The following is a 26,093-nucleotide window of genomic DNA, read 5'->3' as shown; positions in this document are numbered from 1 at the left end:
GACGGCGGCAGCCCGGACAGCAACGGGGCCGGCGACGCCCGGAACGGGAAAGAAGCCGGAATTATACTCGCGCCTGACATCGCGCCAAGCGCACCGCTTGCTTTATGATGTGCGCGCCGCGGCCGCCAGCCGGCGCGGCGCCGGTCGCACGGAACCTGCCGCGCGGCCGCTCGGAACCTATCGCCGCCGCGGGCCGTGTAACCCGCCGCCAAGCCGCCGGAGAACCATTCGATGTCGTCCCCTCGCCTGTCGCGCCGCCATTTCACGATCGCGTGCGCGTCCGCCAGCCTCGCCGCGTGTACGTCGTTCGGCGGCAAATCCCGTCCCGACAACGCCTCCAACCCCGCGCAGCCGAACGAGAAGCCCGTGAAGATCGGCATCGCGCTCGGCGGCGGCGCCGCGCGCGGCTTCTCGCACATCGGCGTGCTGAAGGCGCTCGAGGCGCGCGGCATCCCGATCGAGATCGTCGCGGGCACGAGCGCGGGCTCGGTGGTCGGCGCACTCTATGCGTCGGGCATGAGCGCGCTGCAGATCAACAAGATCGCGCTCGACATGGACCAGGCGGCGATCAGCGACTGGGCGCTGCCGTTCCGCTCGCGCGGCCTCCTGCAGGGTGTCGCACTGCAGAACTTCCTGAACAAGTCGCTCAACAACCGGCCGATCGAGAAGATGGCGAAGCCGCTCGGCATCGTCGCGACGGATCTGCAGAGCGGCCAGCCGATCCTGTTCCAGCAAGGCAACACGGGGCTCGCGGTGCGTGCGTCGTGCAGCGTGCCGTCGGTGTTCGAACCGGTGAAGATCGGCAACCGCGAATACGTCGACGGCGGCCTCGTGAGCCCGGTGCCCGCGTCGTACGCGCGCAAGATGGGCGCGAGCTTCGTGATCGCGGTCGACATCTCGTCCCGGCCGGACGGCGCGGCGACCAGCAACCCGATCGAGATGCTGCTGCAGACCTTCACGATCATGGGCCAGACGATCAAGACCTACGAGCTCGACAAATACGCGGACGTCGTGATCCGCCCGAACCTTGCGGCCATGGGCGGCAGCGACTTCAACCAGCGCAACGCGGCGATTCTCGCAGGCGAGGAAGCGGTCGCGCGCATCATGCCGGAACTGCAGCGCAAGCTCGCGGCGGCGCGCGGCGTAGCCGCCGCGTAAGAAGCACGCCGGTCGCGGGACGGGACGGCGCGCGCCGCCGCCCCGCGACCTGCGGAACGACTTCCGCGTCGCTGCCTGCGCCGGCCCCAAAACAAAAAACCCTGCCGCCTTTCGGTGACAGGGTTTTTTCGATCCGGTCCGGCTGACCGGCGAACGTCAGTTGTTGCCGCTCGCCGAATCGTCGCCGATCGTCGCGCGCACGCGCTGACGCAGATCCTCGGCCTTCATCGGGAACTCCGACTCGAGCCGGCGCGCGCCGGTAAAACGCTTTTCCCAATAGCCGCTGTCGAGATCGTCGACGCGAACGGTGCTGCCCGTCGACGGCGAATGCACGAACTTGTTGTCGCCGATATAGATGCCGACGTGCGAGAACGTGCGGCGCATCGTGTTGAAGAACACGAGGTCGCCCGGCTTGAGGTTACTCATGCTCACCTTCTCGCCGACCCGGCTCATCTCTTCCGCGCGACGCGGCAGCGACATGCCGAGCGTGTCCTGGAACACGTAGCGGACGAAGCCGCTGCAGTCGAGGCCCGAATCCGGCGAGTTGCCGCCCCAGCGATAACGCACGCCGATCATGTTCAGCGCGCCGACGACGACGTCGCCTGCCTTGCCCGCCATGCCGGCGAGGAACGACTTCGCGCCGCCGCCCGACGGCTGGGCACTGGTCTGCTGGACGGAGGAACCCGACCCGATTTGAGTCGAATTCGTGACATTCTGGTTAAAACTGCTGACTTCGTCGGCGAACGCGCCGGGAGCTGCTGCGAACAGGGCGCCGATGAACAGCCCGGCGATGGTGCGCGCGCATGCCTGGGTCAGGGATCGATGCTGCATTGGTCGATGGAATATGCTTAAAAATCAGCTGATTGGCGGAAAATTTCGGTCGATACTAGCCAGCGCGTAATCGTTTGTCAAAACAAATTAAAAAATACAATCGAGATGATCAGACCATTGGACGCCTATCACGCTTTCCAGACCGCTTTCAACAGCTTTTGTGTGTAAGGATGTGACGGTCTGGTGAAGATGTCGGCCACGTCTCCCGACTCGACGACGGCGCCGTCCTGCATCACCGCGACGCGGTGCGCCATCGCGCCGATCACCTCCAGATCGTGGCTGATGAATACATAGCCGAGGTTGTATTTCTGTTGCAAATTCGCGAGCAGTTTCAGCACCTGCTGCTGGATCGACACGTCGAGCGCGGAAGTCGGCTCGTCGAGGATCAGGATGCGCGGCTCCAGCACCAGCGCGCGCGCGATCGCGATCCGCTGGCGCTGCCCGCCCGAGAATTCGTGCGGATAGCGGTGCAATACCGTGCGGTCGAGGCCGACTTCGCGCAGCACCGCGAGCGACTTCGCGCGGCGCGCATCGGGCGTCATTTCCGGGCGATGCAGCTCGAGCCCCTCGCCGACGATCCGTTCGATCGTGTGACGCGGCGAAAGCGAACTGAACGGATCCTGAAAGACGACCTGCATGTTCGAGCGCAGCGCGGTCTGTTCGCGGCCGCGATAGGTCGACAGCGCGCGCCCCTGGAATTCGATCTCGCCGCCGGCCGTCTTCTGCAGCCCGAGCAACGCCATCGCGAGCGTCGATTTCCCGGACCCCGATTCGCCGACGATGCCGAGCGTTTCGCCCTGTCGCACCGACACCGACACGTCCGCGACGGCCGTCACGGGCACCGTGCCGAACCAGCCCGCGAAACCCGGCCGCTTGCGTGCGAACTGCACGCTCACATGGCGCGCGTCGAGCACGACGGGCGCGATCGGCATCACCGGCGCGACCGTGCGTTGCGGCCGGCTGTTCAGCAGCCGCTGCGTATACGGATGCTCGGGTTCCGCGAAGATCCGCTCGACCGGCCCGCTCTCGACGAGCCGGCCCTGCTCCATTACCGCGACGCGGTCGGCGAAGTGCCGCACCAGATTCAGGTCGTGCGTGATCAGCAGGATCGCCATCCCGCGCTTTTCCGCTTCCTCGCGCTGCAGTTCCAGCAGCAGGTCGACGATCTGCGCGCGGATCGTCACATCGAGCGCGGTGGTCGGCTCGTCGGCGAGCAACAACCGCGGCCGGCACGCGAGCGCCATTGCGATCATCGCGCGCTGCCGCTGCCCGCCCGACAACTGGTGCGGGTAGCTGTCGACGCGCTTGTCGGGTTCCGCGATGCCCGTGCGCGCGAGCAGCGCGATCGCGCGCTTGCGCGCCTCGACGGCCGATACGCCGTCGTGCAGCACGATTGTCTCGCCGATCTGCACGCCGATCGTATACAGCGGATTGAGCGCCGTCATCGGCTCCTGGAAGATCATCGCGATGTCCGAGCCGCGCAGCCCGCGCATCTCGCGCTCGCTCTTGGCCGCAAGATCCTGCCCCGCGAAGCGGATCGCGCCGCTCACGTCGGCGTCGCTCAGCAGCCGCAGGATCGACAGCGCGGTCACGCTCTTGCCCGACCCCGACTCGCCGACCAGCGCGACGCGCTCGCCGCGGCCGATCGCGAGCGTCACGTCGTCCACCGCGACCGTGTCGCCGAAGCGCACATGCAGACGTTCGAGCGACAGCAGCGGCTCGTCGTGCTTCGATACGACCGTTTCGCTCATCGCTGGCCTCCCGCCGCGCGTATCGAATCGGCGATCCGCGTGTCGAGCGCATTGCGCAGCGCGTCGCCCATGAAGGTCAGCAGCAGCAGCGTCGCGACCAGCACGCCGAACGTCGACAGCGAGATCCACCATGCGTCGAGGTTGCCCTTGCCCTGCGCGAGCAGCTCGCCGAGGCTCGGCGTCGGCGGCGGCACGCCGAGCCCGAGGAAATCGAGGCTCGTCAGCGCGAGGATCGCCCCGCTCATCCGGAACGGCAGGAACGTGATCACCGGCGTGAGACTGTTCGGCAGCACGTGGCGCCAGATGATCTGCCAGTTCGTGAGCCCCATCGCGCGCGCCGCGCGCACGTAGTCCTGCGTGCGGTTGCGCAGGAATTCCGCGCGCACGTAGTCGGCCAGCCCGATCCAGCCGAACAGCGACAGCAGCACGATCAGCAGCAGGAAGCTCGGCTCGAAGATCGACGCGAAAATGATCAGCAGGTACAGCTCGGGCAGCGAACTCCAGATCTCGATCAGCCGCTGCCCGACGATGTCGATGCGTCCGCCGAAGAAGCCCTGCACGGCGCCGGCGGCGATCCCGAGCAGCGTGCCGATCACGGTCAGGATCAGCCCGAACTCGACCGACACGCGGAACCCGTACACGAGCCGCGCGAGCAGGTCGCGCCCCTGCGCGTCGGTGCCGAGCCAGTTCTGGCGCGACGGCGGCGCCGGGTTCGGCACGTTCGAGAAGTAGTTCAGCGTGTCGTAGTAATAGCGGTTCGGCGGGTAGACGACGAAGTTGCCGGGCGCCTCGAGCCGCTTGCGCACATACGGATCGAGATAGTCGGCCGGCGCCGGGAAATCGCCGCCGAAGGTCGTCTCCGGGTACGCATGGAACAGCGGGAAATAGTATTGGCCGTCGTAGCGCACGACGAGCGGCTTGTCGTTCGACCAAAGCGGCGCCGCAAGGCTCGCGGCGAACGCGACGACGAAGATCACGAAGCTCCAGTAGCCGAGGCGCTGCTGCCGGAAGCGCTGCCATACGCGACGCGCGGGAGACGGCGACACGCGCGCGCGCGCCACGTCGATGCGGGACGACACGACGGCCCGGTTCATCGCGCACCTCGCCCGGTGACGCCGGGCATGCAGACGGACGGTTTCATGTCAGCGCTCCAGGTTGTCGAATTGAATGCGTGGATCGACCCACACATAACAAAGGTCGGAAATCAGCTTGGTCGCGAGCCCGATCAGCGTGAACAGGTACAGCGTGCCGAGCACGACCGGGTAATCGCGGCGCACCACCGACTCGTACGACAGCAGCCCGAGGCCGTCGAGCGAGAACAGCGTCTCGATCAGCAGGCTGCCGGTGAAGAACGCGCCGATGAACGCGGCCGGGAAACCGACGATCAGCGGCAGCATCGCATTGCGGAACACGTGCTTCCACAGCACGCTGCGCTCGGAGAGCCCCTTCGCGCGCGCGGTCAGCACGTATTGCCGGCGGATCTGGTCGAGGAACGCATTCTTCGTGAGCATCGTGATGACCGCGAAGCTGCCGACGACCGACGCCGTGATCGGCAGCGCGATGTGCCACAGGTAGTCGAGCACCTTGCCGACGAGCGACAGCTCGGCGAAATTGTCCGACGTGAGGCCACGCAGCGGAAAGAGCTGCCAGAACGAGCCGCCGCCGAACAGCACGAGCAGCAGCACGCCGAGCACGAAGCCCGGGATCGCATAGCCGACGAGCACGACGAGGCTCGTCGCGACGTCGAACGGCGAACCGTTGCGCACGGCCTTCGCGATGCCGAGCGGCACCGATATGAGATACGTGAGGAAAAACGTCCACAGCCCGATACTGATCGACACGGGCAGCTTCTGCACGATCAGCGACCACACGCTCTGGTGGCGGAAGTAGCTGTCGCCGAGATCGAAGCGCGCGAAGCGCTTCAGCATCAGCCAGTAGCGCTCGAGCGGCGGCTTGTCGAAACCGTACAGCGCCTTGAGCTGCGCGAGCTGCTGCGCGTCGACGCCGGTGTGCGCACGCATCCCGAACGGCACCGCGCCCTGCTCCGTCGCGCCCTTGCGCAACTCCTGCACGGCCTGCTCGACCGGGCCGCCCGGCACGAACTGGGTCACCGCGAACGTGAGGGTCAGCACGCCGACGAGCGTCGGGATCATCAGCAGCAGGCGTTTGAGGATGTAGCTCCACATAGGGCGTCGACTCGTGATCGGTAGGCTGGGTTGGACGAAGGGCCGGCGCGGGTCAGTGAGCGGGCTTCGCCCACCAGGTCGACACGACCCAGCCCTCGGCCGAATAGTACAGCGGCAGCGTCTGCGGATAGGCGAGCGTGCGCTTGTACGCGATCCGATGCGTCGTGCTGTACCACTGCGGGACCGCGTAGTAGCCGTGCATCAGCACGCGGTCGAGCGCGTGCGTCGCGTCGAGCAGTTCGTCGCGCGACTGCGCGGTGCCGAGCGCATGCAGCAGCGCGTCGACGGCCGGCGACTTCAGCCCGATGATGTTGTCGGAGCCCGGTTCGTCGGCGAACTTGCTGCCGTAGCGCGAGAACTGCTCGGCGCCCGGCACCTGCACGCCCGGCAGGCGGACCGTCGTCATGTCGTAGTCGAACGCGTCGAGGCGCTTTTGCAGCAGCGCGTAGTCGGCCGTGCGAAAGCGTGCGTCGATGCCGAGCTTTGCCAGATTGCGCCGGTAGGCGGTCACGACACCTTCCATCGCGCCGCCCGCATCGTCGAGGATCTCGAACGTGAACGGCTCGCCCTTCTCATTGCGCAGTGCGCCGTCGCGATAGGTCCAGCCGGCCTGCGCGAGCAGCGCGCGCGCCTTCAGCAGGTTCGCGCGCAGCGAGCCCGGCGGGTTCGTGTCCGGCTGCGTGACCATCGGGCCGAACACTGCCGGGTCGAGCTGCGCGCGCAGCGGCTCCAGCAGCTTCAGCTCGCCTGCGCCCGGCGTGCCGGTCGCCTGCAGGTCGGTGTCGGCGAAATAGCTGTCGAGACGCGTGTAGGCGCTGTAGAACAGTTGCCGGTTCAGCCATTCGAAGTCGAATGCGAGATCGAGCGCCTGGCGCACGCGCACGTCGCGGAACAGCGGCCGGCGCAAATTCATGAAGAAGCCCTGCATGCCCGCGCCGTTGTGCTGGCGGAATTCGCGCTTGACGAGCTCGCCGCTGTCGAAACGCTTGCCGACGTCGCGTCGCGCCCAGTTGCGCGCGATGTACTCGACGAGCACATCGTATTCGCCGGCCTTGAACGCCTCGAGCCTCGCGACGCCGTCGCCGTACAGCTTGTAGACGATCCGCTCGAAGTTGTGGGTGCCGACCCGCACCGGCAGGTCGGCGCCCCAGTACGCGGGGTTGCGCCGGTAGGTGATCGTGCGGCCGTTGTCGTAGCGCTCGATCAGGTACGGGCCGCTGCCGATCGGCTGCTCGAACGCGAGATGGTCGAACGGGATGCGCGAGCCGTCCGCGCGCAATCCCCACTTGCGCGAGAACACCGGCACGCCGCCGGCGATCAGCGGCAGCTCGCGATTCGCGCTGCGGAACTCGAAGCGCACGGTGGCCGGGTCGACGACCACGGCCTTCGCGATCTCAGCGAAATACGCGCCGAACTGCGGCGCGGCCAGCTTGCTCTTCAGCGTGTCGAACGAAAACTTGACGTCGTCGGCCGTGACGGCGTCGCCGTTCGAGAAGCGCGCGCGAGGATTCAGGTGGAACGTGACGGAGCGGCGGTCGGGCGCGATGTCGATATCGTCGGCAAGCAGCCCGTACGCGGAGGCCGGTTCGTCCGAGCTGCCCGTCGCCAGGCTCTCGAACAGCATGTCGATGCCGGGCGCGGGGTTGCCGCGCATCGTGAACGGATTGAACTTGTCGAACGACGTCAGCCGGCTCGGGTTCGCGAGCACGAGCGTGCCGCCCTTCGGCGCATCGGGGTTGACGTAGTCGAAATGCTTGAAGCCCGGCGGATACTTCGGCTCGCCGTACTGCGCAATCGCGTAGGCCGCGTGCGCGGCCGTCGCGGCAAACGCCGCCTGCATCGCAAACACCGCGGCAACGCGGCCGGCGGCCCGTGCGGCATGCAGCGCGCCGAAGCGGACGCGCGCGATGGCGGCCCGGGGCGAACCCTTCGTCATAGAGGCCCTGTCGGTCGAATGAGGGTAGTAACGTGTGACGATTCTACCCATTCAATCCTTCGAGCCAAAAGAAAACCGCCACGCGGGCGGTTTCTTCACGAACGGACGCCGCGCCCGCGTCACGCGGGCGCAGCGTGTCGATCAGCGCCAGCCGTTGTGGCGGCCATGATCCCAGTGACCACGATCGCGATCGCCGCCCCAGCCGCGGCCATGGTGGCGATACCACTCGTCGCGGCCCCAGTAGCGGCGGCCGTCCCAGTAGCGGTCGCCGTGCCAGCCGATTATGATCGCCGGCGCCGGCGCATAGACGGGCGCAGGTGCATACACCGGCGCCGGCTGATAGATGACCGGAGGCGGCGGCGCATACACGGGCGCGGGCGCGACGTAAACCGGTGCCGGCACGCCGACGTTGATCCCGACATTGACGCCCGCCATTGCTGCGCCCGACACGAGCAAGGCCGTCATACCGGTCAAGAGCGAGGCAACACGCAAGGTCTTCATGGATTCCTCTTCTGATTGTGTCATGTGGTGATTCGACTATAACGGCAAGCACCGTCCCCGCATATTTCAAGTTTGTAAGAACTGATGCGCGGCATCGCAACGGGAAGCGTGCGCTAACGTCTTGTAACAATCGGCGCCGGCCGTCGCCGCGACCGTTCCTAAAACATCTTTCATCCTGGTCCGCGCCCGGCGTTAAGCGGCGCCACGCACACTGCGCGAGCCGAACCGGGTTCCCGCCACGCTTCGGCACCTCGCTGACAGGCCGGCGCCCCGCGCCGGCGGAGACCTCGCCGATGCTGAAACTCGTCCGACTCGCGCTCGCGCGCCCCTACACCTTCATCGTCCTCGCGCTGCTGATCCTGATCGCAGGACCGCTCGCGGCACTGCGCACGCCGACCGACATCTTTCCCGACATCCGGATTCCGGTCATCAGCGTCGTGTGGAACTACGCCGGCCTGCAGCCGGCCGACATGTCGGGGCGCATCGTCACGTATTACGAACGCACGCTCGGCACCACGGTCAACGACGTCGCGCACATCGAGTCGCAGTCGTTCCGCAGCTTCGGGATCGTCAAGATCTTCTTCCAGCCGAGCGTCGACATCCGCACGGCCACGGCACAGGTCACGTCGATCTCGCAGACCGTGCTCAAGCAGATGCCGCCCGGCACCACGCCGCCGCAGATCCTCAACTACAACGCGTCGACCGTGCCCGTGCTGCAGCTCGCGCTGACGAGCGACACGCTCAACGAGCAGCAGCTCGGCGACTACGCGACCAACGTGATCCGGCCGCAGCTGCTGTCCGTCGCGGGCGTCGCGATTCCGTCGCCGTATGGCGGCAAGATACGCCAGGTGCAGATCGACCTCGATCCGCAGGCGCTGCAGGCGAAGGGGCTGTCCGCGCAGGACGTCGCGACCGCGCTCGCGCAGCAGAACCAGATCATCCCGGCCGGCACGCAGAAGATCGGCCGCTTCGAATACAACATCCGGCTCAACGACAGCCCGCTGACGATCGACGAGCTCAATGCGCTGCCGATCCGGACCGTGAACGGTGCAGTGATCTTCATGCGCGACGTCGCGCACGTCCGCGACGGTTTTCCGCCGCAGGGCAATATCGTGCGCGTCGACGGCCGCCGCGCGGTGCTGATGAGCGTGCTGAAAAGCGGCTCGGCGTCGACGCTCGACATCATCGCCGGCGTCAAGGCGCAGTTGCCGCGCGTCGAGGCGACGCTGCCGCCGTCGCTCAGGCTCGTCGTGATGGGCGACCAGTCCGTGTTCGTCAAGGGCGCCGTGAGCGGCGTGGCGCGCGAAGGCCTGATCGCCGCCGCGCTCACCTCCGCGATGATCCTGCTGTTCCTCGGCAGCTGGCGCTCGACGCTGATCATCGCCGCATCCATTCCGCTCGCGGTGCTGGCGGCGATCGCCGCACTCGCCGCCGCGGGCGAGACGCTCAACGTGATGACGCTCGGCGGGCTCGCGCTCGCTGTCGGCATTCTCGTCGACGATGCGACCGTCACGATCGAGAACGTCAACTGGCATCTCGAACAGGGCAAGGACGTGCGCAGCGCGATCCTCGACGGCGCGTCGCAGATCGTCGCGCCGGCCTTCGTGTCGCTGCTGTGCATCTGCATCGTGTTCGTGCCGATGCTGCTGCTCGACGGCGTGGCCCGCTTCCTGTTCGTGCCGATGGCCGAGGCCGTGATCTTCGCGATGATCGCGTCGTTCGTGCTGTCCCGCACGTTCGTGCCGATGATGGCCCGTTACCTGTTGCGGCCGCATGCCGCGCATCCGGCGGCCGTGCTCGCGCCGCACGGCGCACCGTTCCCGCCATCGCGCGCACGCAATCCGCTCGTCGCGTTCCAGCAGGGGTTCGAGCGCCGCTTCGCGGCACTGCGCGCAGGCTATCGTGTCGTGCTCGGCCTCGCACTCGCCCATCGCGCACGCTTCGTCATGCTGTTCCTCGCCGCGGTCGCGCTGTCGTTCGTGCTGGTGCCGTGGCTCGGCCGCAACTTCTTCCCGTCGGTCGACGCGGGCGAAATCGCGATCCACGTGCGCGCACCGATCGGCACGCGCATCGAGGAGACGGCCGCGCTGTTCGACCGCGTCGAGCACACGGTGCGCGGCGTCGTGCCGCCGCACGCGCTCGCGAGCATCGTCGACAACATGGGTTTGCCGAACAGCGGGATCAACCTCACGTACAGCAACAGCGGCACGATCGGTCCGCAGGACGGCGACATCCTCGTGTCGCTCGCGGGCGACCACGCGCCGACGGCCAACTACGTGAAGCAGTTGCGCACCGTGCTGCCGCACGCGTTTCCGGGCGTGGCGTTCTCGTTCCTGCCCGCCGACATCGTGAGCCAGATCCTCAACTTCGGCGCGCCCGCGCCGATCGACGTGCAGGTGACAGGCCCCGACCGTGCCGCCAACCGCGCCTATGCGACCGAGCTGCTGCGGCGCATCCGGACGGTGCCGGGCGTCGCCGACGCGCGCGTGCAACAGGCGTCGACCTATCCGCAGTTCACGGTATCGGTCGACCGCGCACGCGCCGCGCAGCTCGGCATCACCGAGCAGGATGTCACCAACGCCGTGGTGGCGAGCCTGTCCGGCACGAGCCAGGTGTCGCCAACCTACTGGCTCGATCCGCACAACGGCGTGTCCTATCCGATCGTCGCGCAGACGCCGCAGTACCGGATGACGTCGCTGTCGGACCTGCGCGCACTGCCCGTCACGGGCCGCTCGGGCGCCCCGCAACTGCTCGGCGGCCTCGCGACGATCGTGCGCGGCCAGACCGACGCGGTCGTGTCGCACTACGACATCGCGCCGCTGTTCGACATTTTCGCGACGACGCAGGGCCGCGATCTCGGCGCGGTCAGCACGGACATCGACCGCGTGCTGCGGGCGAGCGCCGCCGACCTGCCGAAGGGATCGCGCGTGACCGTGCGCGGCCAGGTGCAGACGATGAACAGCGCATTCGGCGGGCTGCTCGCCGGCCTCGCCGGTGCGGTCCTGCTGATCTACCTGCTGATCGTCGTGAACTTCCACTCGTGGCGAGACGCGTTCGTGATCGTGAGCGGACTGCCCGCGGCGCTCGCCGGCATCGTCTGGATGCTGTTCGTCACACGCACGCCGCTGTCGGTCCCGGCGTTGACGGGCGCGATCCTGTGCATGGGTGTCGCGACCGCGAACAGCATCCTCGTCGTGACCTTCGCGCGCGAACGGCTCGCACACACCGCCGACGCGGCCGTCGCCGCGCTCGAGGCCGGTTTCACGCGCTTTCGGCCCGTGATGATGACGGCGCTCGCGATGATCATCGGCATGGCGCCGATGGCCCTCGGTCTCGGCGACGGCGGGGAACAGAACGCCCCGCTCGGCCGTGCGGTCATCGGCGGCCTGCTGTGCGCGACCGTCGCGACGCTGGTGTTCGTGCCCGTCGTGTTCAGCCTCGTCCACCGGCGCGATCGCGCGCCCCGCTCCGAATCCCTGTCCCTCACTCCGGGAGAACAACATGTCCACTGAATTCGAAATCCGTCCCCCCGGTACGCCGCGCTACCTGAAGCCGCTCGCGATCGCGGGCGTGATCGCCGCGCTCGCCGCCGCGGCAGCCGGCCTCGTCGCACGCGCGCACGACGCGCGCGCGATCGCCGCGTGGACCGCGCAGCAGGCGATCCCGACCGTCGCGACGGTCGCGCCGCAGCCGGCCGCCGCCGATGCGCTGGTGCTGCCCGGCCGCCTCGATGCGTATGTCGACGCACCGATCTACGCGCGCGTGCCCGGCTACCTGCATGCGTGGTACGCCGACATCGGCGCGCACGTCAAGGCCGGCCAGTTGCTCGCGTCGATCGACACGCCCGATCTCGACCAGCAGCTGCAGCAGGCACGCGCCGACCTGCAGAGCGCGAACGCGAACGAGCGGCTTGCGGCCGTCACGGCCGCGCGCTGGGCCGAGATGCTCGCACAGGATTCCGTGTCGCGGCAGGAGGCCGACGAGAAACGCAGCGACCTCGACGCCAAACGCGCGGCCGTCGCGGCAAGCACCGCCAACGTGCGGCGGCTCCAGGCGCTCGAATCGTTCAAGCGGCTCGCCGCGCCGTTCGACGGCGTCGTGACCGCCCGCAAGACCGATGTCGGCGCACTGATCGACGCGGGCAGCGGCAACGGCGCCGAACTGTTCACCGTCTCGGACGCACGGCGGCTGCGGCTCTACGTGCACGTGCCGCAAGACGATGCGGGCGCGATCCGGGCGGGCATGCACGTCGCGCTGACCGTGCCCGAACGCCCGGGCGCGACGTTCGACGCCACGCTCGCGGATTCCGCGCAGTCGATCGATCCGGCTTCCGGCACGCTGCTCGCGCAGTTCTCGATCGCCAACCCCGCAGGCACGCTGTTCCCGGGCGAATATGCGCAGGTGCGAATCGCAGTGGCCGATGCCGCGCATGCGCTGACGATTCCCGCAAGCGCGCTGATCTTCCGCCACGACGGGTTGCAAGTCGCCGTACTCGACGCGAGCGGGCATGCGCGGCTGCGCAACGTATCGATCGCGACCGATCTCGGCACGCGCGTCGAGATCGCGTCGGGGCTCGCAGCCCGCGACCGCGTGATCGACAATCCGCCCGATTCGCTCGCGGACGGCGACCCCGTGCGCATCGCGAGCGCCGCGACGATGGAGCGTGCGCATGGCTGACCGTCTGCTCGCCGGGTTGCTGGGCAGCGTCGCCCTGCTCGCCGGCTGTTCGCTGGCGCCGGCCTATCGCGCGCCGGCCGTTCCGCTTCCGGCCGCCTTTCGCGAAACGGGCCCGTGGGTCGATGCCGCGCCGGCCGACCGCCTGCCGCGCGACGGCTGGTGGCGCGTATACGGCGACACGACGCTCGACCGGCTCGAGCCGCTCGTCGCGCGCGCGAACCCCGACCTCGCCGCCGCCGTCGCGCGGCACGACGAAGCCACCGCGCTGTTCGACGAGGCGCATGCGGCATTGCTGCCGACCCTGGGAATCGATGCCGAGACCGACCGCGACCGGCAATCCGCGCGCCGGCCGCTGCGAGGCAGCGGCCAGCCCGACATCTACGAGTCGAACACGCTCGAAGCGGGGCTCGGCTACGACGTCGATCTGTGGGGCAAGGTCCGCAACACGGTCGCGGCCGGCCGCGACGACGCTCAGGCGGCCGGCGACGACCTCGCCTCCGTCCGGCTCAGCCTGCAGGCCGCCGTCGCCAGCACCTATTTCGAACTCGCGGGGCTCGACCGCGAAGCGGATACGCTCGCGCAAACGATCGACACGTACCGCCGCGCGTGGCAACTGACGGTCAGCCGCCATCGCGGCGGCCTCGCATCGGGGCTCGACGTTTCGCGTGCGCAAACCCAGCTCGCGCTCGCACAGGCGCGCGCGTCCGACATCGCCGCGCGCCGTGCGCTCGACGAGCACGCGATCGCCGCGCTCGTCGGCGTATCCGCGTCGACGTTCTCGCTGCCGCCCGTCGCCGCGCTGCCGCGCGTTCCGTCGATTCCGACCGGATTCGCGTCGACGCTGCTCGAACGCCGCCCGGACATTGCCGCCGCGGAACGCCGCGTCGCGGCCGCGAACGCACGGATCGGCGTCGCGCGCGCCGCGTATTTCCCGGACCTGTCGCTCGGCCTCGACGCCGGCTTCCAGAGCGACACGTTTTCGCCGTGGCTCGCCGCACCGAACGAGATCTGGTCGATCGGGCCGCGCCTCGCGATGACGCTGTTCGACGGCGGCCTGCGCGCCGCCGGCGTACGCAAGGCCCGTGCGCAGTTTGCCGAACAGGGCGCGCGCTACCGGGCCATCGTGCTGCAGGCGTTTCGTGAAGTCGAGGACGATCTCGCGCTGCTGCACCGCCTTGGCGACGAATCCGGCCAGGACGACGCGGCGCTCGTCGCGGCCCGGCATTCGCTTGCGCTTGCGATGTCGCGCTATCGCGACGGTGCCGTCAGCTATCTCGACGTGGTCACCGCGCAGACGACCGAACTCGATACGCAGATCGCGTCGCTCGATGCCGATGCGCGACGCCTGCAGGCATCCGTCGGGCTCGTGCGCGCGCTCGGCGGCGGCTGGCGCGACGCGCGTTCATGAACGTTTCTTCATCGGCGCGCCGGGCGCCTGGAAGTCCGCGCCCGATAACGTGTTTCCGGCCGGCATCGCACACGCGGCACCGGCCGCTGCCATACGAAAAGGACCACGCCATGAAGACATCGATGTTCGCCATCCTCCTCTCCGCCCTCTGCGTCGCGCTGCCCGGCCGGGCCGGCGCAACGCAGCCCAACGCGGCCACCGCGCCGCAGACGCCCGCACCGTCGTCGCCACACGCTGCATGGAATACGCCGCAGGCAACGCCGCTGACGCGTGCGCAGGTCTATCGCGAACTCGTCCATGCCGAACGCGACGGCCAGCTCGCGCAACTCAATCGCGAACTCTATTCGCACTGACCGCACGCGACCGGGCAAGCCGCGCGACGCGCGGCACGCCTGCCGTCCACGAACGTGGCGCGATTCCGCACCGTCATGCGCCCAAGTCGAACCTGAACCCGAATCGCGCAACCGTTTCGATGCGCGCGGAAAAGGCGTGCGCGGCCAGCTTGCGCCGCAGCCGGACGACCAGCGCATTGACCGTTTCGGGTTCGATGTCGGCATCGCCCCATGCGTAACGCAGCACGGCATCGCGCCCGACCGGTCGCCCCGATGCGCGCAGCAGGCATTCGACGAGACGGAATTCCCGTGCGCTGAGCGCCAGCCTCCGGCCCCCCTCTTCGAGGGCGCGCGTCGCCGTGTCGAGCCGGACCGACTCGCGCATCTCGATGACGCCTGCGCGGCGCCACAGCGCGCGCAAACGCTCGTGCAATTCCACGAACGAACACGGATGGGCAAGGCACACGTCGCAGCCGGCCTGCAGCATCCGTGCGCGCTGTGTCGGTGTTGCACCGGCGACGATCGCGGCGATCGTCGCGCCTGCGGCCGATCCGGCGAGTCGCGGCAATGCATCGAGGACCGCCGGGCCGTCAGCCGCGTCGGGCGCAACGATCACGATTGCATCGAACCGGTCCTGCGTCGCCGCGAAGCAGCCGTCGCGCCATTCCCCGACGCGCTCGACGCCGTGTGTGCTCTCGCGAAATGCCTTGTCGAGCCGCGCCGCCTCCGGATGCGGCTGAGCAATCAGCAGGATGCGCATCGACCGTTCCCCGGCGCCGTCATGCCAGCGAGCGCGGCCAGCATTCGACCGTAATCGCCGCACCGGCCGGCTGCGCATCGCCGATCCGCAGCGCGAAGCCGTGCACGTGCATCACCGCCGATACGATGCTCAACCCGAGCCCCGAGCCTTTCACATGACGCGTATGCTCGCCGCGATAGAAGCGTTCGAGCACCGCGTCGCGCTCGCCGGGCGGGATGCCGGGCCCGGTGTCCTCGAACCGGACGAGCGGGCCGCCCGGCGTCGCGCGGAGTACGGCGCGCACGCGGCCACCCGGCGGCGTGAACTTGATGGCGTTGTCCGCGAGATTGCTGAACGCCTCGAACAGCAATGCGCGGTCGCCATGAATGCCGTCGACCGGTGCCGCGTCGAGTTCGAACGACACGTCGACGGCTTCGGCGAGCGGCTCGTAGAGTTCGCACACGTCGCGCAGCAATGCCGCGACGTCGACCACGGCAAAGCCGCCGCGCCGGCTCAGCGTACCGATCTCGGAGATGCGCAGCATCGCGCGAAAGCGCTCGAGCAGCCGGTCGGTCTCGTCGCGCGCCGACGCCAGCAGCGCCGCCGACGCGGGATCGTCCGCACAAAAAGGCTGCTCGGCCAGTCGCGCCAGCATCGTATGCACGCGCGCGAGCGGCGTGCGCAGATCGTGCGCGATGCCGTCGCAGGTATGACGCACCTCGCCCATCAGTCGCTCGACTTCGTCGAGCATGTGATTCACGAGATGCGCGAGCAAGTCGAGCTCGTCGTAGCGGCCGACCGGCAGCCGCTTGCCGAGGTCGCCCTCGGCGATCTGCCGCGTGGCGCGCCGGATCGCGGCGACGCGGCGCATCTGCCGCATGCCGAGCATGCTGCCGCCCGCGATGCCCGCGACCAGGATCATCACGCCGCCGATCACGAGCCCGCGGATCGCGACATCGCGGATCTGGATGAAATGCGACAGGTCGCGCGCGACTACCAGCGTCATCCCGTTGTCGCGGCGCACTGCCATCGCGCGCGTGATCGGTGCGGGCTGGCCGTCGAGCAGCACGAGCGTGCGGTTCAGCGTGCGTCCGGCGCGATCCGTACGCAGCGCGGGCAGCGTCGCGATGTCGCCGGCCACGCGGCGCCCGGCCGCGTCGAACAGCCCGTAGAAACTCGTATGCAAGTGTTCGTGCTCGAGTCGCCGGTGGATCGCGAGCGGCAACTGCGCATCGGGAATCGAATCGAAATAGATCAATTGCCACGCGAGCACCTCGTCGGTGTCGCGCGTCATCGTGTGTGTCGCGGCGACGCTGATTACGCCCGCGAGCAGCAGCAGCGAAACCGAGAAGATCGCCGCATACGCGCACAGCCAGCGAAACGTCGTCGTATGCCAGCGGCGTGTGAAGTTCGCCGCGCGGGCCGCATCCATCCGTGCCTCCGTTACGCGAGCATGTAGCCCGAACCGCGCACCGTCTGGATCATCGGGTTCGCGCCGGGCGGGTCGATCTTCTTGCGCAGTCGGCCCATGTGGACGTCGATCAAGTTGGTGCCGGGATCGAAGTGATAGCCCCACACGGCCTCGAACAGCATCGTGCGCGTGATCGTCTGGCCCGCGTTGCGCATCATGAATTCGAGCACGCGAAACTCGGTCGGCAGCAGCGGAATCTCGTCGGCGCCGCGGCGCGCGCAGCGCGAAATCAGGTCGAGCTCGAGCGCACCGACCTTCAACAGTGTCTGCTGCGGCACACCCGACGCCTGCCGGCGGCGCAGCAGCACCTCGATGCGTGCGCTCAGTTCGCCGGAATCGAATGGCTTCGTCAGGTAATCGTCGCCGCCCGCGCGCAGCCCGCGGATGCGCTCGTCGACATCGCCGAGCGCGCTCAGCATCAGCACCGGCGTATCGATGCCGACCGTGCGCATCGCGGTCAGGATCGCGAGACCGTCTGCGCCCGGCAGCATCCGGTCGAGCGTGATCGCGTCGTACGATGCGCTCATCGCGCGCATCATCCCTTCGCGGCCGTTGTCGATCCAGTCGACCTCGAACCCGCGTGCGGTCAGTTCGCCGACGATTTCGTTCGCGGTCACCGCATCGTCCTCGACCGTCAGTACTCGCATGCCTGTCCTCGCAATGAACTTCATGACGGGCGCACGCCATGCGCCCGCGACTATCGTAGACGACGCGATCGCCGTCCGGCGCCAGATGAAAATAGCTTCATCCGGCGCCGGGGCCAACGCGCGTGAAACATGTTTCATCCATGCGTCGCCCACCCGGTCGTGCGCTCCGCCTACGCTGACGTCATGCGGCATCGGGCCGCGAACACAGGAGCCACCGAATGAAACTGTCGACCACCGTCGCCTGCATGCTGCTCGCATGCGCGAGCACCGCCGCGTTCGCGGCACCGCACCTGACGCCGCAGGAATGCAACGCCTACCCGTTCGTTCACACGGGCCACGAAGTCACGCACGGAGACCTCGTGCGCGAGCTGACCGAACTCGAACAGGTCGGCTACGAGCCGGCGCACGCGAGCCCCTACTACCCCGACGATCTCGACGCCGCGAAGGATCGGCTCGCCGCCGAGTACCGTACGGACTGCACGCATGCGCTGACGGCGGACACGGGCCCGCACTGACCGGCTCGCACCACGCAGCAGGAATAAAAAAGGCGGCACTCGCGTGCCGCCTTTGTTTCATGAACGCGCATGGACATCGACCGCTGCGCCGCGACGCCGCTCAGCGCGACATCATGTTCATGCTGACGTTGTGCATCACCCACAGCGTGCCGACGATCAGGATCGCCGCGGTCAGCACCGTGTAGCTGAATGCCATCACGTTCCAGCGCTGGCCCGACGAGCTGTTCATGTGCAGGAAGTACACGAGGTGCACGACGATCTGCACGAATGCCAGCACGGCCAACGCGATCAGCGACGCATGCGGCGACAGCACGCCGCCCATCACGAGGCCGAACGACGCGGCCGTGAGCAGCACCGACAGGATGAAGCCGGCGACGTAGCCGCCGACACTGCCGTGCCCTTCTTCGAGTTGAGACGAATGCGAATGGGCCATTTAGATCACGCTCGCGAGATAGACAAAGGAAAACACGCAGATCCACACGATGTCGAGGAAGTGCCAGAAGAGGCTCAGGCACGTCAGGCGCCGCAGGTCGCGATCGGTCAGGTCGCCGCCGCGGAACACGATCTGCCCGGCGAGCACGATCATCCACAGCAGGCCGGCCGTCACGTGCAGCCCGTGCGTGCCGACCAGCGTGAAGAACGCCGACAGGAACGCGCTGCGCTGCGGGCCGGCGCCTTCCGCGATCAGGTGCGAGAACTCGCGCAGCTCCATCGCGAGAAACGCCGCGCCGAGCACGAACGTCACCGCGAGCCACGCGAGCAGCGCGCCGCGCCGCTGCTTGTACGCAGCGAGCATCGCGAACCCGTACGTGATGCTCGACAGCAGCAGCGCGGCGGTTTCCACCGCAACGCCCGGAATGTCGAACAGGTCTTTCGCGGTCGGCCCGCCCGCAAACTGGTGGCCGAGCACCGCGAACGTCGCGAACAGCGCCGCGAAGATCACGCAGTCGGTCATCAGGTACAGCCAGAAACCGAACACCGAATGCGACGGCGGATGGTCGTCGTGCTCGAGCAGGGTTGCGCTCAAGGTTTTCTGCAACATCAGTTGGCCTCCAGTTCCACGTCGTCGACACGCGCAGGCACGCGCTTGGTCGGCTGCTTGTCTTCGATCTTCCGCACCGTCGACGCGGGGATGTAATAACCGTCGTTATCGCGCGAGCTGTAGATCACCAGCGTCGCGACGATCCCGACGAGCCCGGCGATCGCGAGCCACCAGATGTGCCACACCAGCGCGAAGCCGAGCACCAGGCTGAAAATCGCGACCACGAGGCCCGCGCAGGTATTCGACGGCATGTGGATATCGCGGATCGACGCCGGGTTCGGCCGGCCTTCGCCGCGCGCCTTCAGGTCCGCGTACGCGTCGAGCGTGCGCACCTGCGGGATCACCGCGAAGTTGTAGTCGGCCGGCGGCGACGAGGTCGCCCACTCCAGCGTGCGGCCGCCCCACGGGTCGCCCGTCGTGTCGCGGTACTCAGGCAGGTTGCGGTTGCGGATGCTGACCACCAGTTGCAGCAGCTGGCATGCAATGCCGATCGCGATCAGCACGGCGCCGAACGCGGCGACCAGCAGCCACGGATGCCAGGCCGGGTTGTCGTAGTGGTTCAGGCGACGCGTCATGCCCATGAAGCCGAGCACGTAGAGCGGCACGAAAGCGACGTAGAAGCCGACCTGCCAGAACCAGAACGCGGCCTTGCCGAGCTTCTCGTTCAGCTTGAAGCCGAACGCCTTCGGGAACCAGTAGTTGAAGCCCGCGAGATAGCCGAACAGCACGCCGCCGATGATCACGTTATGGAAGTGCGCGATCAGGAACAGGCTGTTGTGCAGCACGAAGTCCGCGCCGGGGATCGCCATCATCACGCCGGTCATGCCGCCGAGCGTGAACGTGACCATGAAGCCGATCGTCCACAGCACCGGCGTCGTGAATTCGATCCGGCCGCGATACATCGTAAACAGCCAGTTGAACACCTTCACGCCGGTCGGGATCGCGATGATCATGGTCATGATGCCGAAGAACGCGTTCACGTTCGCACCCGAGCCCATCGTGAAGAAGTGATGCAGCCACACGAGGAACGACAGCACCATGATCGCGCAGGTCGCGTACACCATCGTCTTGTAGCCGAACAGCGGCTTCTTCGCGAACGTCGCGATGACCTCCGAGAAGATGCCGAACGCCGGCAGGATCAGGATGTACACCTCCGGATGGCCCCACGCCCAGATCAGGTTCAGGTACAGCATCGCGTTGCCGCCGGCTTCGTTCGTGAAGAAGTGCATGCCGAGGTAACGGTCGAGGCCGAGCAGCGCGAGCGTCGCGGTCAGGATCGGGAACGACGCCATGATCAGCACGTTGGTGCAGAGCGCGGTCCACGTGAACACCGGCATCTTCAGCAGCGTCATGCCCGGCGCGCGCATCTTGATGATCGTCACGAAGAAGTTCACGCCGGTCAGCAGCGTGCCGACGCCCGAGATCTGCAGCGCCCACAGGTAGTAATCGACACCTACCCCCGGGCTGAACTGCAGCTCCGACAGCGGCGGGTACGCGAGCCAGCCCGTCTGCGCGAATTCGCCGATCACGAGCGAGATGTTGATCAGGATCGCGCTGACCGCCGTCATCCAGAAGCTCAGCGAGTTGATGAACGGAAATGCGACGTCGCGCGCGCCGATCTGCAGCGGCACGATCAGGTTCATCAGGCCGACCATGAACACCATCGCCATGAAGAAGATCATGATCACGCCGTGTGCCGTGAAGATCTGGTCATAGTGGTGCGGCGGCAGGTAGCCGGGCGCGTTGTACGCGAGCGCGAGCTGCATGCGCATCATGATCGCGTCGGCGAAGCCGCGCAGCAGCATGATCAGCGCGACGATGATGTACATCACGCCGAGTTTCTTGTGGTCGACTGTCGTCAGCCATTCCGTCCACAGCCATTTCCACCGGCCGGTGATCGTCAGCGCGGCGAGAATGCCCAGCACGGCCAGCCCCATGAAGGCGCCGGCCACCATGATGATGGGCTGATCGAACGGGATCGCCGATAGTGTGAGTTTGCCGAACATGCGTTACCCCTTCGTGCCGCAGGCGGCGTCCTTCAGGTCAAGGACGTGGCCATCGTTGTATTTCGCGATGATGTTGTGGAAGAGCCGCGGATCGACCGACGAGAAGTAGCGCACGGGCGCCTTCTCGCTCGGCTGCGCGACGGTGCCGTACACGGTCGCATCGAGCCGGTCCGGCGATGCCTTCACCTTCTGCACCCATGCATCGAACTGTTCGCGCGGCTCGGCGAGCGTGCGGAATTTCATGTCGGAGAACCCGCGGCCGCTGAAGTTGGCGGACGTGCCTGCGTAGTTGCCGGGCTCGTCGGCGATCAGGTGCAGGCGCGTCTGCATGCCGGCCATCGCGTAGACCTGGCCGCCGAGCTGCGGAATGAAGAACGAGTTCATCACCGAATCCGACGTGATGCGGAAGTTCACCGGCGTCCCCACCGGAATCGCGAGCTGGTTCACCGACGCGATGCCGAGTTCCGGATAGATGAACAGCCACTTCCAGTCGAGCGCGACGACCTCGACGTCGATCGGCTTCACCGACGACTCGAGCGGCTTGTACGGGTCGAGCTCGTGCGTGGTCTTCCACGTGAGCACGCCGAGAAACAGGATGATCAGCGTCGGCACCGTCCAGATCACGACTTCGATCGCGGTCGAGTGCGACCAGTTCGGCGCGTACGTTGCGTTGCGGTTCGATGCGCGGTAGCGCCATGCGAACCACAGCGTAAGCAAGATCACCGGCACGACGACGATCAGCATCGCCCAGGTGGACGTCGCGATCAGCGCCTTTTCGGCAGCGCCCACGCTTCCTTTCGGATTTAGTACATCTAACTTACAGCCTGACAGGCTCAGCGCCGCGCCGATTGACATCAGCGCCGACCAGCCTCTTGAAGCTCTTGTTTTCATCACACAGCCCGAGGGTCATTGAATCCGTTTTGCGTATGCCCGATGCGCATTCGATTCACGAAAGTGGCCGAATCATACGTCGCGCGGGTGCGATGAAAAACCGGTGGGTGCGACAAATCATCATTGCAAAATCTGCCGTGAGACACATTGTCGCGGGGCAATTTCACGCAGCCGGAAGCGGGCCCGGCGCCGCATGCGCCGGACCGCAATCGATGTGTGCGCAACGACCGCATCGCCGTGCGATGCGCCCCCGCTCTCGCGGCGTGCCGCGATCAGCCGTGCGTCGATGCCATGTACGACGGCTGCGCCCGCACCGGGCCATCCGCTGCCGGCACCTTCGAACGGCTGGCCTCGTCGATCAGCTTGCCGACGGTCGGATCGATCGCGTCGGTAAACGGTTTCGGATCGATGCCGACCGCCAGCACGACCAGCGCGAGCGACGCGAACATCACGATCTCGCGACGGTTCAGGTCGGCGAGCTTTGCGATCCGCTGGCTCGCGACCTTGCCGAACACGACGCGCTTGAGCATCCACAGCGTGTACGACGCGCTGAGGATCAGCGTCAGCGCCGCGATCGCGCCGATCCAGAAGTTGAAACGGATCGCGCCCATGATGACCATGAACTCGCCGACGAACCCCGACGTGCCCGGCAGGCCGACGTTGGCCATCGCGAACAGCAGCGCGAAGGTCGCGAAACGCGGCATCACGCCCGCCACACCGCCGTACGCGGCGATCTCGCGCTGCTTCGTGCGATCGACGAGCACGTTCACGCACAGCAGCATCGCGCCCGCGACGAAGCCGTACGACACGAGCTGCACGATCGCGCCTTCGACGCCGATCCGGTTGAACAGGAACAGCCCGAGCGTGACGATGCCCATGTGCGCGACCGTCGAGTACGCGAGCAGCTTGCCGAGATCGGTCTGCGCGAGCGCGATCAGGCTTGCATAGACGATCGCGAACAGCGACAGCGCGATCACGGCCGGTGCGAAGAAATGGCTCGCGTCGGGCGTGATCGGCAGCGCGAAGCGCAGGAACCCGTACCCGCCGAGCTTGAGCATCGCGAGCATCAGCGCGGCGCCCGTCGGGCCGTCCGTGTACACGTCGCTCAGCCACGTATGAACCGGCCACATCGGCACCTTGACCGCGAACGCGGCGAAGAAGCCGAGGAATACCAGCAACTGCGGCGCGAAACCGAGCTGCAGCGTGCGCCACACGGCCAGGTCGAACGTATGCGACTGCGCGTACAGGTACAGCATCGCCATCAGCAGCAGCAGCGAGCCGGCGAACGAGATGAAGAAGAACTTCACGGCCGCATACACGCGGCGCTCGCGCCCCCACGTGCCAATCAACAGGTAAAGCGGGATCAGCGTCGCCTCGAAGAAGATGAAGAACAGCAGCCCGTCCTGTGCGGCGAACACGCCGACCATCAACCCCGACAGGATCAGGAACGACGCGTAGTACTGCGCGACGCGCACCGTGACCGACTCCCACGACGCGATCACCACCACGAGCGTCGTGAATGCGGTCAGCACGACGAGCCACAGCGACGCGCCGTCGATGCCGACCCGCCATCCCGAATTGAACGCCGCCAGCCAGTTGCGGCTTTCGACGAACTGCATCGCGGCCGAATGCGCATCGAAACCGGCGACCAGCGGGACGACGGCGACCAGCCCCGCCAGCGCACCGGCGAGCGCAATCAGTCGTGTCCGGCGTGGATGATGGTCGGAACCGGCGCGCAGCACGCACGCGCCAAACAGGATCGGAACCCAGATGGCCAGGCTCAGGAAGGGAAAATCATGCATGTCAACAAGGCCTTGATGAGGTCGCGCACTGCATCGGGGACAGGCGAAACGAAAGGAACGAAATCAGATCGACAGATAGATTTCGTGAATCGCCAATGTTGGCAAAATGTAAAGCGGCATCACGCGAAAACTTGATGTCGCTCAAGCGCAATCGGGTTAACCAGCATAAGGCGATCGATTATTTTTTGCATCGCAGCAGCGCATCGATTTTCGGCGTCGGCGCAGAAGACTGATTTTTATGAGTAATTTTTTGTATTGCGCGATGAGGGACGTCGTGGAAATCGACGCAGCGCCGCAATTTTGACGTCAACGCATCATTTCGGAGGGCCGGAGCGCGATGGTTGACGCCGTGCCGGAGCGCGATCGCGCGGTGCTCCCAGCCTTACATCACTGCTTTCATTTTTATTTCATTCAGCGTTGCTCGATGCAGGTCGGGCGCGCATGGCCGCTCCACCGTCCGGCGTCGCTGCAGGCACCGCGTCGTTCATGTTCCCGGCCGCTAGCGCTGATGACTCAGACGGTCCCATACGCGCATCGTCACCGCGCGATAGTGGTTGTGTTGTGCGGGAAAATGAACGAAGCGGCTGTCGCGCGTGGCATAGACCGGCGATGACGCGAGCGTCATCGCATCGACGATATGGCGCGCATCGATCATGCCGGACTGCAGCAGTTCCACATAGATCGCCTGCTGGTCGCCGCCGCTCGCGTAGACCGACGAACGATCGCCGAAACCCTCGATGCGCGCGCAGATGCGCTCGACCAGTTCGCGCATCGGCGCCACGTTGCGCACGCCGATCATGCACGAGTTGATCGCCCAGGCCGTGTGATCGGTACCGATCACGAAGTCGCGGCCGTCGATCGTACTGCCGACGGACTGACTCTGATCGATCGCCAGGATGTCCGCATCGACCCAGAACACGAATGCATGATGCGGCAGATGTTCGCGAATCAGATGCAGCTTCGCCCAGTTCGCATCGATGCCGCCCGGCAGGAATGCGGGCGCCTCACGATACGCATGGTACGCATAGCCGTGCCGCGTGCAGTAGCGAACGAAGTTCTCCTCGTGCAGGTCGCCGTAGCCCGCGATATGCGATGTATGCAGGCTCACGAACGCAACACGCGCCTGCGGATTCACATGCCGCTCCGCGGCGCGCGTTCGTTGCTGCGCGGCACGCCAGTCGTCCATTGCGTGCGGGTGATCACCACGCTGGACCCGTTCGGCATCGTCGACGAGTGCCGCCACATAGCGGAAGTCGTAGTCGGCAGTCGGCGCCCAGACGCCCTCCACCTGCCGCCACTCGGGCGCCTGGTGCGCCACGAGCGGCCGGGCGCCGGCGATCGCATCGATCGCGACCCCGTCCCTCCAGACCGTCTGGGCCGACGCGAAATGGCCGTTCGCGAGCGGCAAGTCGAACGGCAGCGGCGGAAAGGTCTCCGCAAGCAGCGTCGCCTCGCACGCGTGCTGCCGCTCCGGAAGATGCATCGCCCACTTGCCCAGTTCGACCGCCAGCTTGCGCAACCGCTCCCGCACATCGGGCACGTTGCGGAAGATCATGCCGCTTGCGGCGGGCAGCGCCGATTTCGACGTCTGCGTCGTGACGATCGCATCGTAACCGTGCGCGACATCCGGCAGCGCGTGCGGGTCGAACACGACGGAGAACGGATCGAGCACGAGCAGCAATGCACCCGGCTCCATCGCGACGAGCTGCGCGATGATCGCGTGGTACTTGTGCAGGACCTGCTGGCGCTCGCCATACACGTGCATGCCGTCGACCGTCGCATGCCGGTAGCCGTGCAGCCGCGCGTAACGCCCGTGATTGTCGACAAGTCCGTCGACAGGCCGATGAGAGAGGACAGTCAGAACGGAATGCGGGCTGGCCAAGAGCATCACCTTGAGTCGCGCCAATCGATACGCGATATGTAGCGCGTTACCGCCGCTCAAGTCGAGCACTCATTGCCTGACTGGTAACCTCGGCCACTTCCGCCTGAGGATGAGATCCGGCTGCATCGAATGTTTTGTGCGTGAGGGCGTGATGCAGCCGAAAAAGAAAAAGCCCCGCAAGTCCGAGAACTTGCGGGGCTTTGTCACCGCTTTTGGCGGAGACGGAGGGATTCGAACCCTCGATCCAGGTTTTGGCCCAGATGCTCCCTTAGCAGGGGAGTGCCTTCGACCTCTCGGCCACGTCTCCCAAACTTTCGC

At 66.9% G+C, this 26,093-nt stretch carries 21 protein-coding genes and 1 tRNA gene; 6 read left to right on the top strand and 16 right to left on the bottom strand.

The features are described from left to right. Positions 1 to 231 precede the first annotated feature (231 nt). The gene (locus KVT39_RS14185) at positions 232 to 1,158 is read left to right on the top strand and encodes a patatin-like phospholipase family protein (protein WP_034184712.1); all 927 of its coding nucleotides are present in this window, start codon (positions 232 to 234) and stop codon (positions 1,156 to 1,158) included. A gap of 156 nt (positions 1,159 to 1,314) precedes the next feature. Here the strand turns inward: KVT39_RS14185 and KVT39_RS14180 are convergent, their stop codons facing one another. The 6 genes from KVT39_RS14180 to KVT39_RS14155 form a co-directional block, all read right to left on the bottom strand. Beyond that, positions 1,315 to 1,989, bottom strand: a complete 675-nt coding sequence (locus tag KVT39_RS14180; protein WP_034184711.1) for a C40 family peptidase — start codon at positions 1,987 to 1,989, stop codon at positions 1,315 to 1,317. A 128-nt stretch (positions 1,990 to 2,117) separates the two neighbouring features. Beyond that, on the bottom strand, positions 2,118 to 3,740 hold the full coding sequence (locus KVT39_RS14175; RefSeq protein ID WP_105390440.1) for an ABC transporter ATP-binding protein: 1,623 nt from the start codon (positions 3,738 to 3,740) through the stop codon (positions 2,118 to 2,120). Next, the gene (locus tag KVT39_RS14170) at positions 3,737 to 4,834 is read right to left on the bottom strand and encodes an ABC transporter permease (RefSeq protein WP_175749911.1); all 1,098 of its coding nucleotides are present in this window, start codon (positions 4,832 to 4,834) and stop codon (positions 3,737 to 3,739) included. The genes KVT39_RS14175 and KVT39_RS14170 overlap by 4 nt, the downstream gene beginning before the upstream one ends. Before the next feature lie 48 nt (positions 4,835 to 4,882). Next, positions 4,883 to 5,926, bottom strand: a complete 1,044-nt coding sequence (locus tag KVT39_RS14165) for a microcin C ABC transporter permease YejB (RefSeq protein WP_034184708.1) — start codon at positions 5,924 to 5,926, stop codon at positions 4,883 to 4,885. A 52-nt stretch (positions 5,927 to 5,978) separates the two neighbouring features. Continuing rightward, positions 5,979 to 7,862, bottom strand: coding sequence for an extracellular solute-binding protein (locus KVT39_RS14160; protein ID WP_034184707.1), 1,884 nt, complete (start codon positions 7,860 to 7,862; stop codon positions 5,979 to 5,981). A 141-nt stretch (positions 7,863 to 8,003) separates the two neighbouring features. Next, positions 8,004 to 8,363, bottom strand: coding sequence for a hypothetical protein (locus KVT39_RS14155; RefSeq protein WP_034184706.1), 360 nt, complete (start codon positions 8,361 to 8,363; stop codon positions 8,004 to 8,006). A 293-nt stretch (positions 8,364 to 8,656) separates the two neighbouring features. Here KVT39_RS14155 and KVT39_RS14150 point away from each other — a divergent pair, with 293 nt between their 5' ends. The 4 genes from KVT39_RS14150 to KVT39_RS14135 all read left to right on the top strand — a co-directional run bounded on the left by KVT39_RS14150 (position 8,657) and on the right by KVT39_RS14135 (position 14,801). Beyond that, entirely contained in the window at positions 8,657 to 11,875 is a 3,219-nt protein-coding gene (locus tag KVT39_RS14150) for an efflux RND transporter permease subunit (protein ID WP_217589391.1), read from the top strand. Then, complete coding sequence (locus KVT39_RS14145; protein ID WP_217589390.1) at positions 11,865 to 13,040, top strand: efflux RND transporter periplasmic adaptor subunit; 1,176 nt, start codon at positions 11,865 to 11,867, stop codon at positions 13,038 to 13,040. Before KVT39_RS14150 ends, KVT39_RS14145 begins: the two co-directional genes overlap by 11 nt. Next, complete coding sequence (locus KVT39_RS14140) at positions 13,033 to 14,448, top strand: efflux transporter outer membrane subunit (RefSeq protein ID WP_034184703.1); 1,416 nt, start codon at positions 13,033 to 13,035, stop codon at positions 14,446 to 14,448. Before KVT39_RS14145 ends, KVT39_RS14140 begins: the two co-directional genes overlap by 8 nt. A gap of 110 nt (positions 14,449 to 14,558) precedes the next feature. Then, on the top strand, positions 14,559 to 14,801 hold the full coding sequence (locus KVT39_RS14135) for a DUF4148 domain-containing protein (protein ID WP_034184702.1): 243 nt from the start codon (positions 14,559 to 14,561) through the stop codon (positions 14,799 to 14,801). A gap of 73 nt (positions 14,802 to 14,874) precedes the next feature. Here the strand turns inward: KVT39_RS14135 and KVT39_RS14130 are convergent, their stop codons facing one another. The 3 genes from KVT39_RS14130 to KVT39_RS14120 are packed head-to-tail and all read right to left on the bottom strand — an operon-like array spanning position 14,875 to position 17,637. After that, the gene (locus tag KVT39_RS14130; RefSeq protein ID WP_217589389.1) at positions 14,875 to 15,540 is read right to left on the bottom strand and encodes a response regulator transcription factor; all 666 of its coding nucleotides are present in this window, start codon (positions 15,538 to 15,540) and stop codon (positions 14,875 to 14,877) included. Between the two features lie 19 nt (positions 15,541 to 15,559). Next, positions 15,560 to 16,951 (bottom strand): HAMP domain-containing sensor histidine kinase, encoded by a 1,392-nt coding sequence (locus KVT39_RS14125; protein ID WP_034184700.1) that lies wholly within the window; start codon positions 16,949 to 16,951, stop codon positions 15,560 to 15,562. A gap of 11 nt (positions 16,952 to 16,962) precedes the next feature. Then, the gene (locus KVT39_RS14120; protein WP_006483985.1) at positions 16,963 to 17,637 is read right to left on the bottom strand and encodes a response regulator transcription factor; all 675 of its coding nucleotides are present in this window, start codon (positions 17,635 to 17,637) and stop codon (positions 16,963 to 16,965) included. 218 nt (positions 17,638 to 17,855) lie between these two features. Between KVT39_RS14120 and KVT39_RS14115 the strand changes: the two genes are divergently transcribed. Beyond that, positions 17,856 to 18,152 (top strand): DUF4148 domain-containing protein, encoded by a 297-nt coding sequence (locus KVT39_RS14115; protein ID WP_217589388.1) that lies wholly within the window; start codon positions 17,856 to 17,858, stop codon positions 18,150 to 18,152. A 100-nt stretch (positions 18,153 to 18,252) separates the two neighbouring features. Here the strand turns inward: KVT39_RS14115 and cyoD are convergent, their stop codons facing one another. From cyoD to KVT39_RS14080, 7 genes are all read right to left on the bottom strand, one after another. Continuing rightward, the gene (gene cyoD / locus KVT39_RS14110) at positions 18,253 to 18,585 is read right to left on the bottom strand and encodes a cytochrome o ubiquinol oxidase subunit IV (protein ID WP_217589387.1); all 333 of its coding nucleotides are present in this window, start codon (positions 18,583 to 18,585) and stop codon (positions 18,253 to 18,255) included. Continuing rightward, the gene (cyoC, locus tag KVT39_RS14105; RefSeq protein ID WP_217589386.1) at positions 18,586 to 19,194 is read right to left on the bottom strand and encodes a cytochrome o ubiquinol oxidase subunit III; all 609 of its coding nucleotides are present in this window, start codon (positions 19,192 to 19,194) and stop codon (positions 18,586 to 18,588) included. Continuing rightward, positions 19,194 to 21,200, bottom strand: coding sequence for a cytochrome o ubiquinol oxidase subunit I (cyoB, locus tag KVT39_RS14100; RefSeq protein ID WP_034184696.1), 2,007 nt, complete (start codon positions 21,198 to 21,200; stop codon positions 19,194 to 19,196). Before cyoB ends, cyoC begins: the two co-directional genes overlap by 1 nt. Positions 21,201 to 21,203: 3 nt before the next feature. Beyond that, complete coding sequence (cyoA, locus tag KVT39_RS14095; protein WP_034184695.1) at positions 21,204 to 22,091, bottom strand: ubiquinol oxidase subunit II; 888 nt, start codon at positions 22,089 to 22,091, stop codon at positions 21,204 to 21,206. A gap of 272 nt (positions 22,092 to 22,363) precedes the next feature. Continuing rightward, entirely contained in the window at positions 22,364 to 23,893 is a 1,530-nt protein-coding gene (locus tag KVT39_RS14090; RefSeq protein WP_034184694.1) for an NADH-quinone oxidoreductase subunit M, read from the bottom strand. 499 nt (positions 23,894 to 24,392) lie between these two features. After that, a complete protein-coding gene (locus KVT39_RS14085) occupies positions 24,393 to 25,781 on the bottom strand; it encodes a hypothetical protein (protein ID WP_217589506.1) in 1,389 nt (462 codons plus the stop codon). Between the two features lie 207 nt (positions 25,782 to 25,988). Then, positions 25,989 to 26,082, bottom strand: a tRNA-Ser gene (locus KVT39_RS14080). Positions 26,083 to 26,093: the final 11 nt, after the last annotated feature.

It is taken from the genome of Burkholderia sp. GbtcB21 (genome assembly GCF_019091065.1).
GTDB lineage: Bacteria > Pseudomonadota > Gammaproteobacteria > Burkholderiales > Burkholderiaceae > Burkholderia > Burkholderia pyrrocinia_C.
The sequence above is the reverse complement of the archived record's forward strand: the minus strand, read 5'-3'. Positions and strand labels throughout refer to the sequence as shown.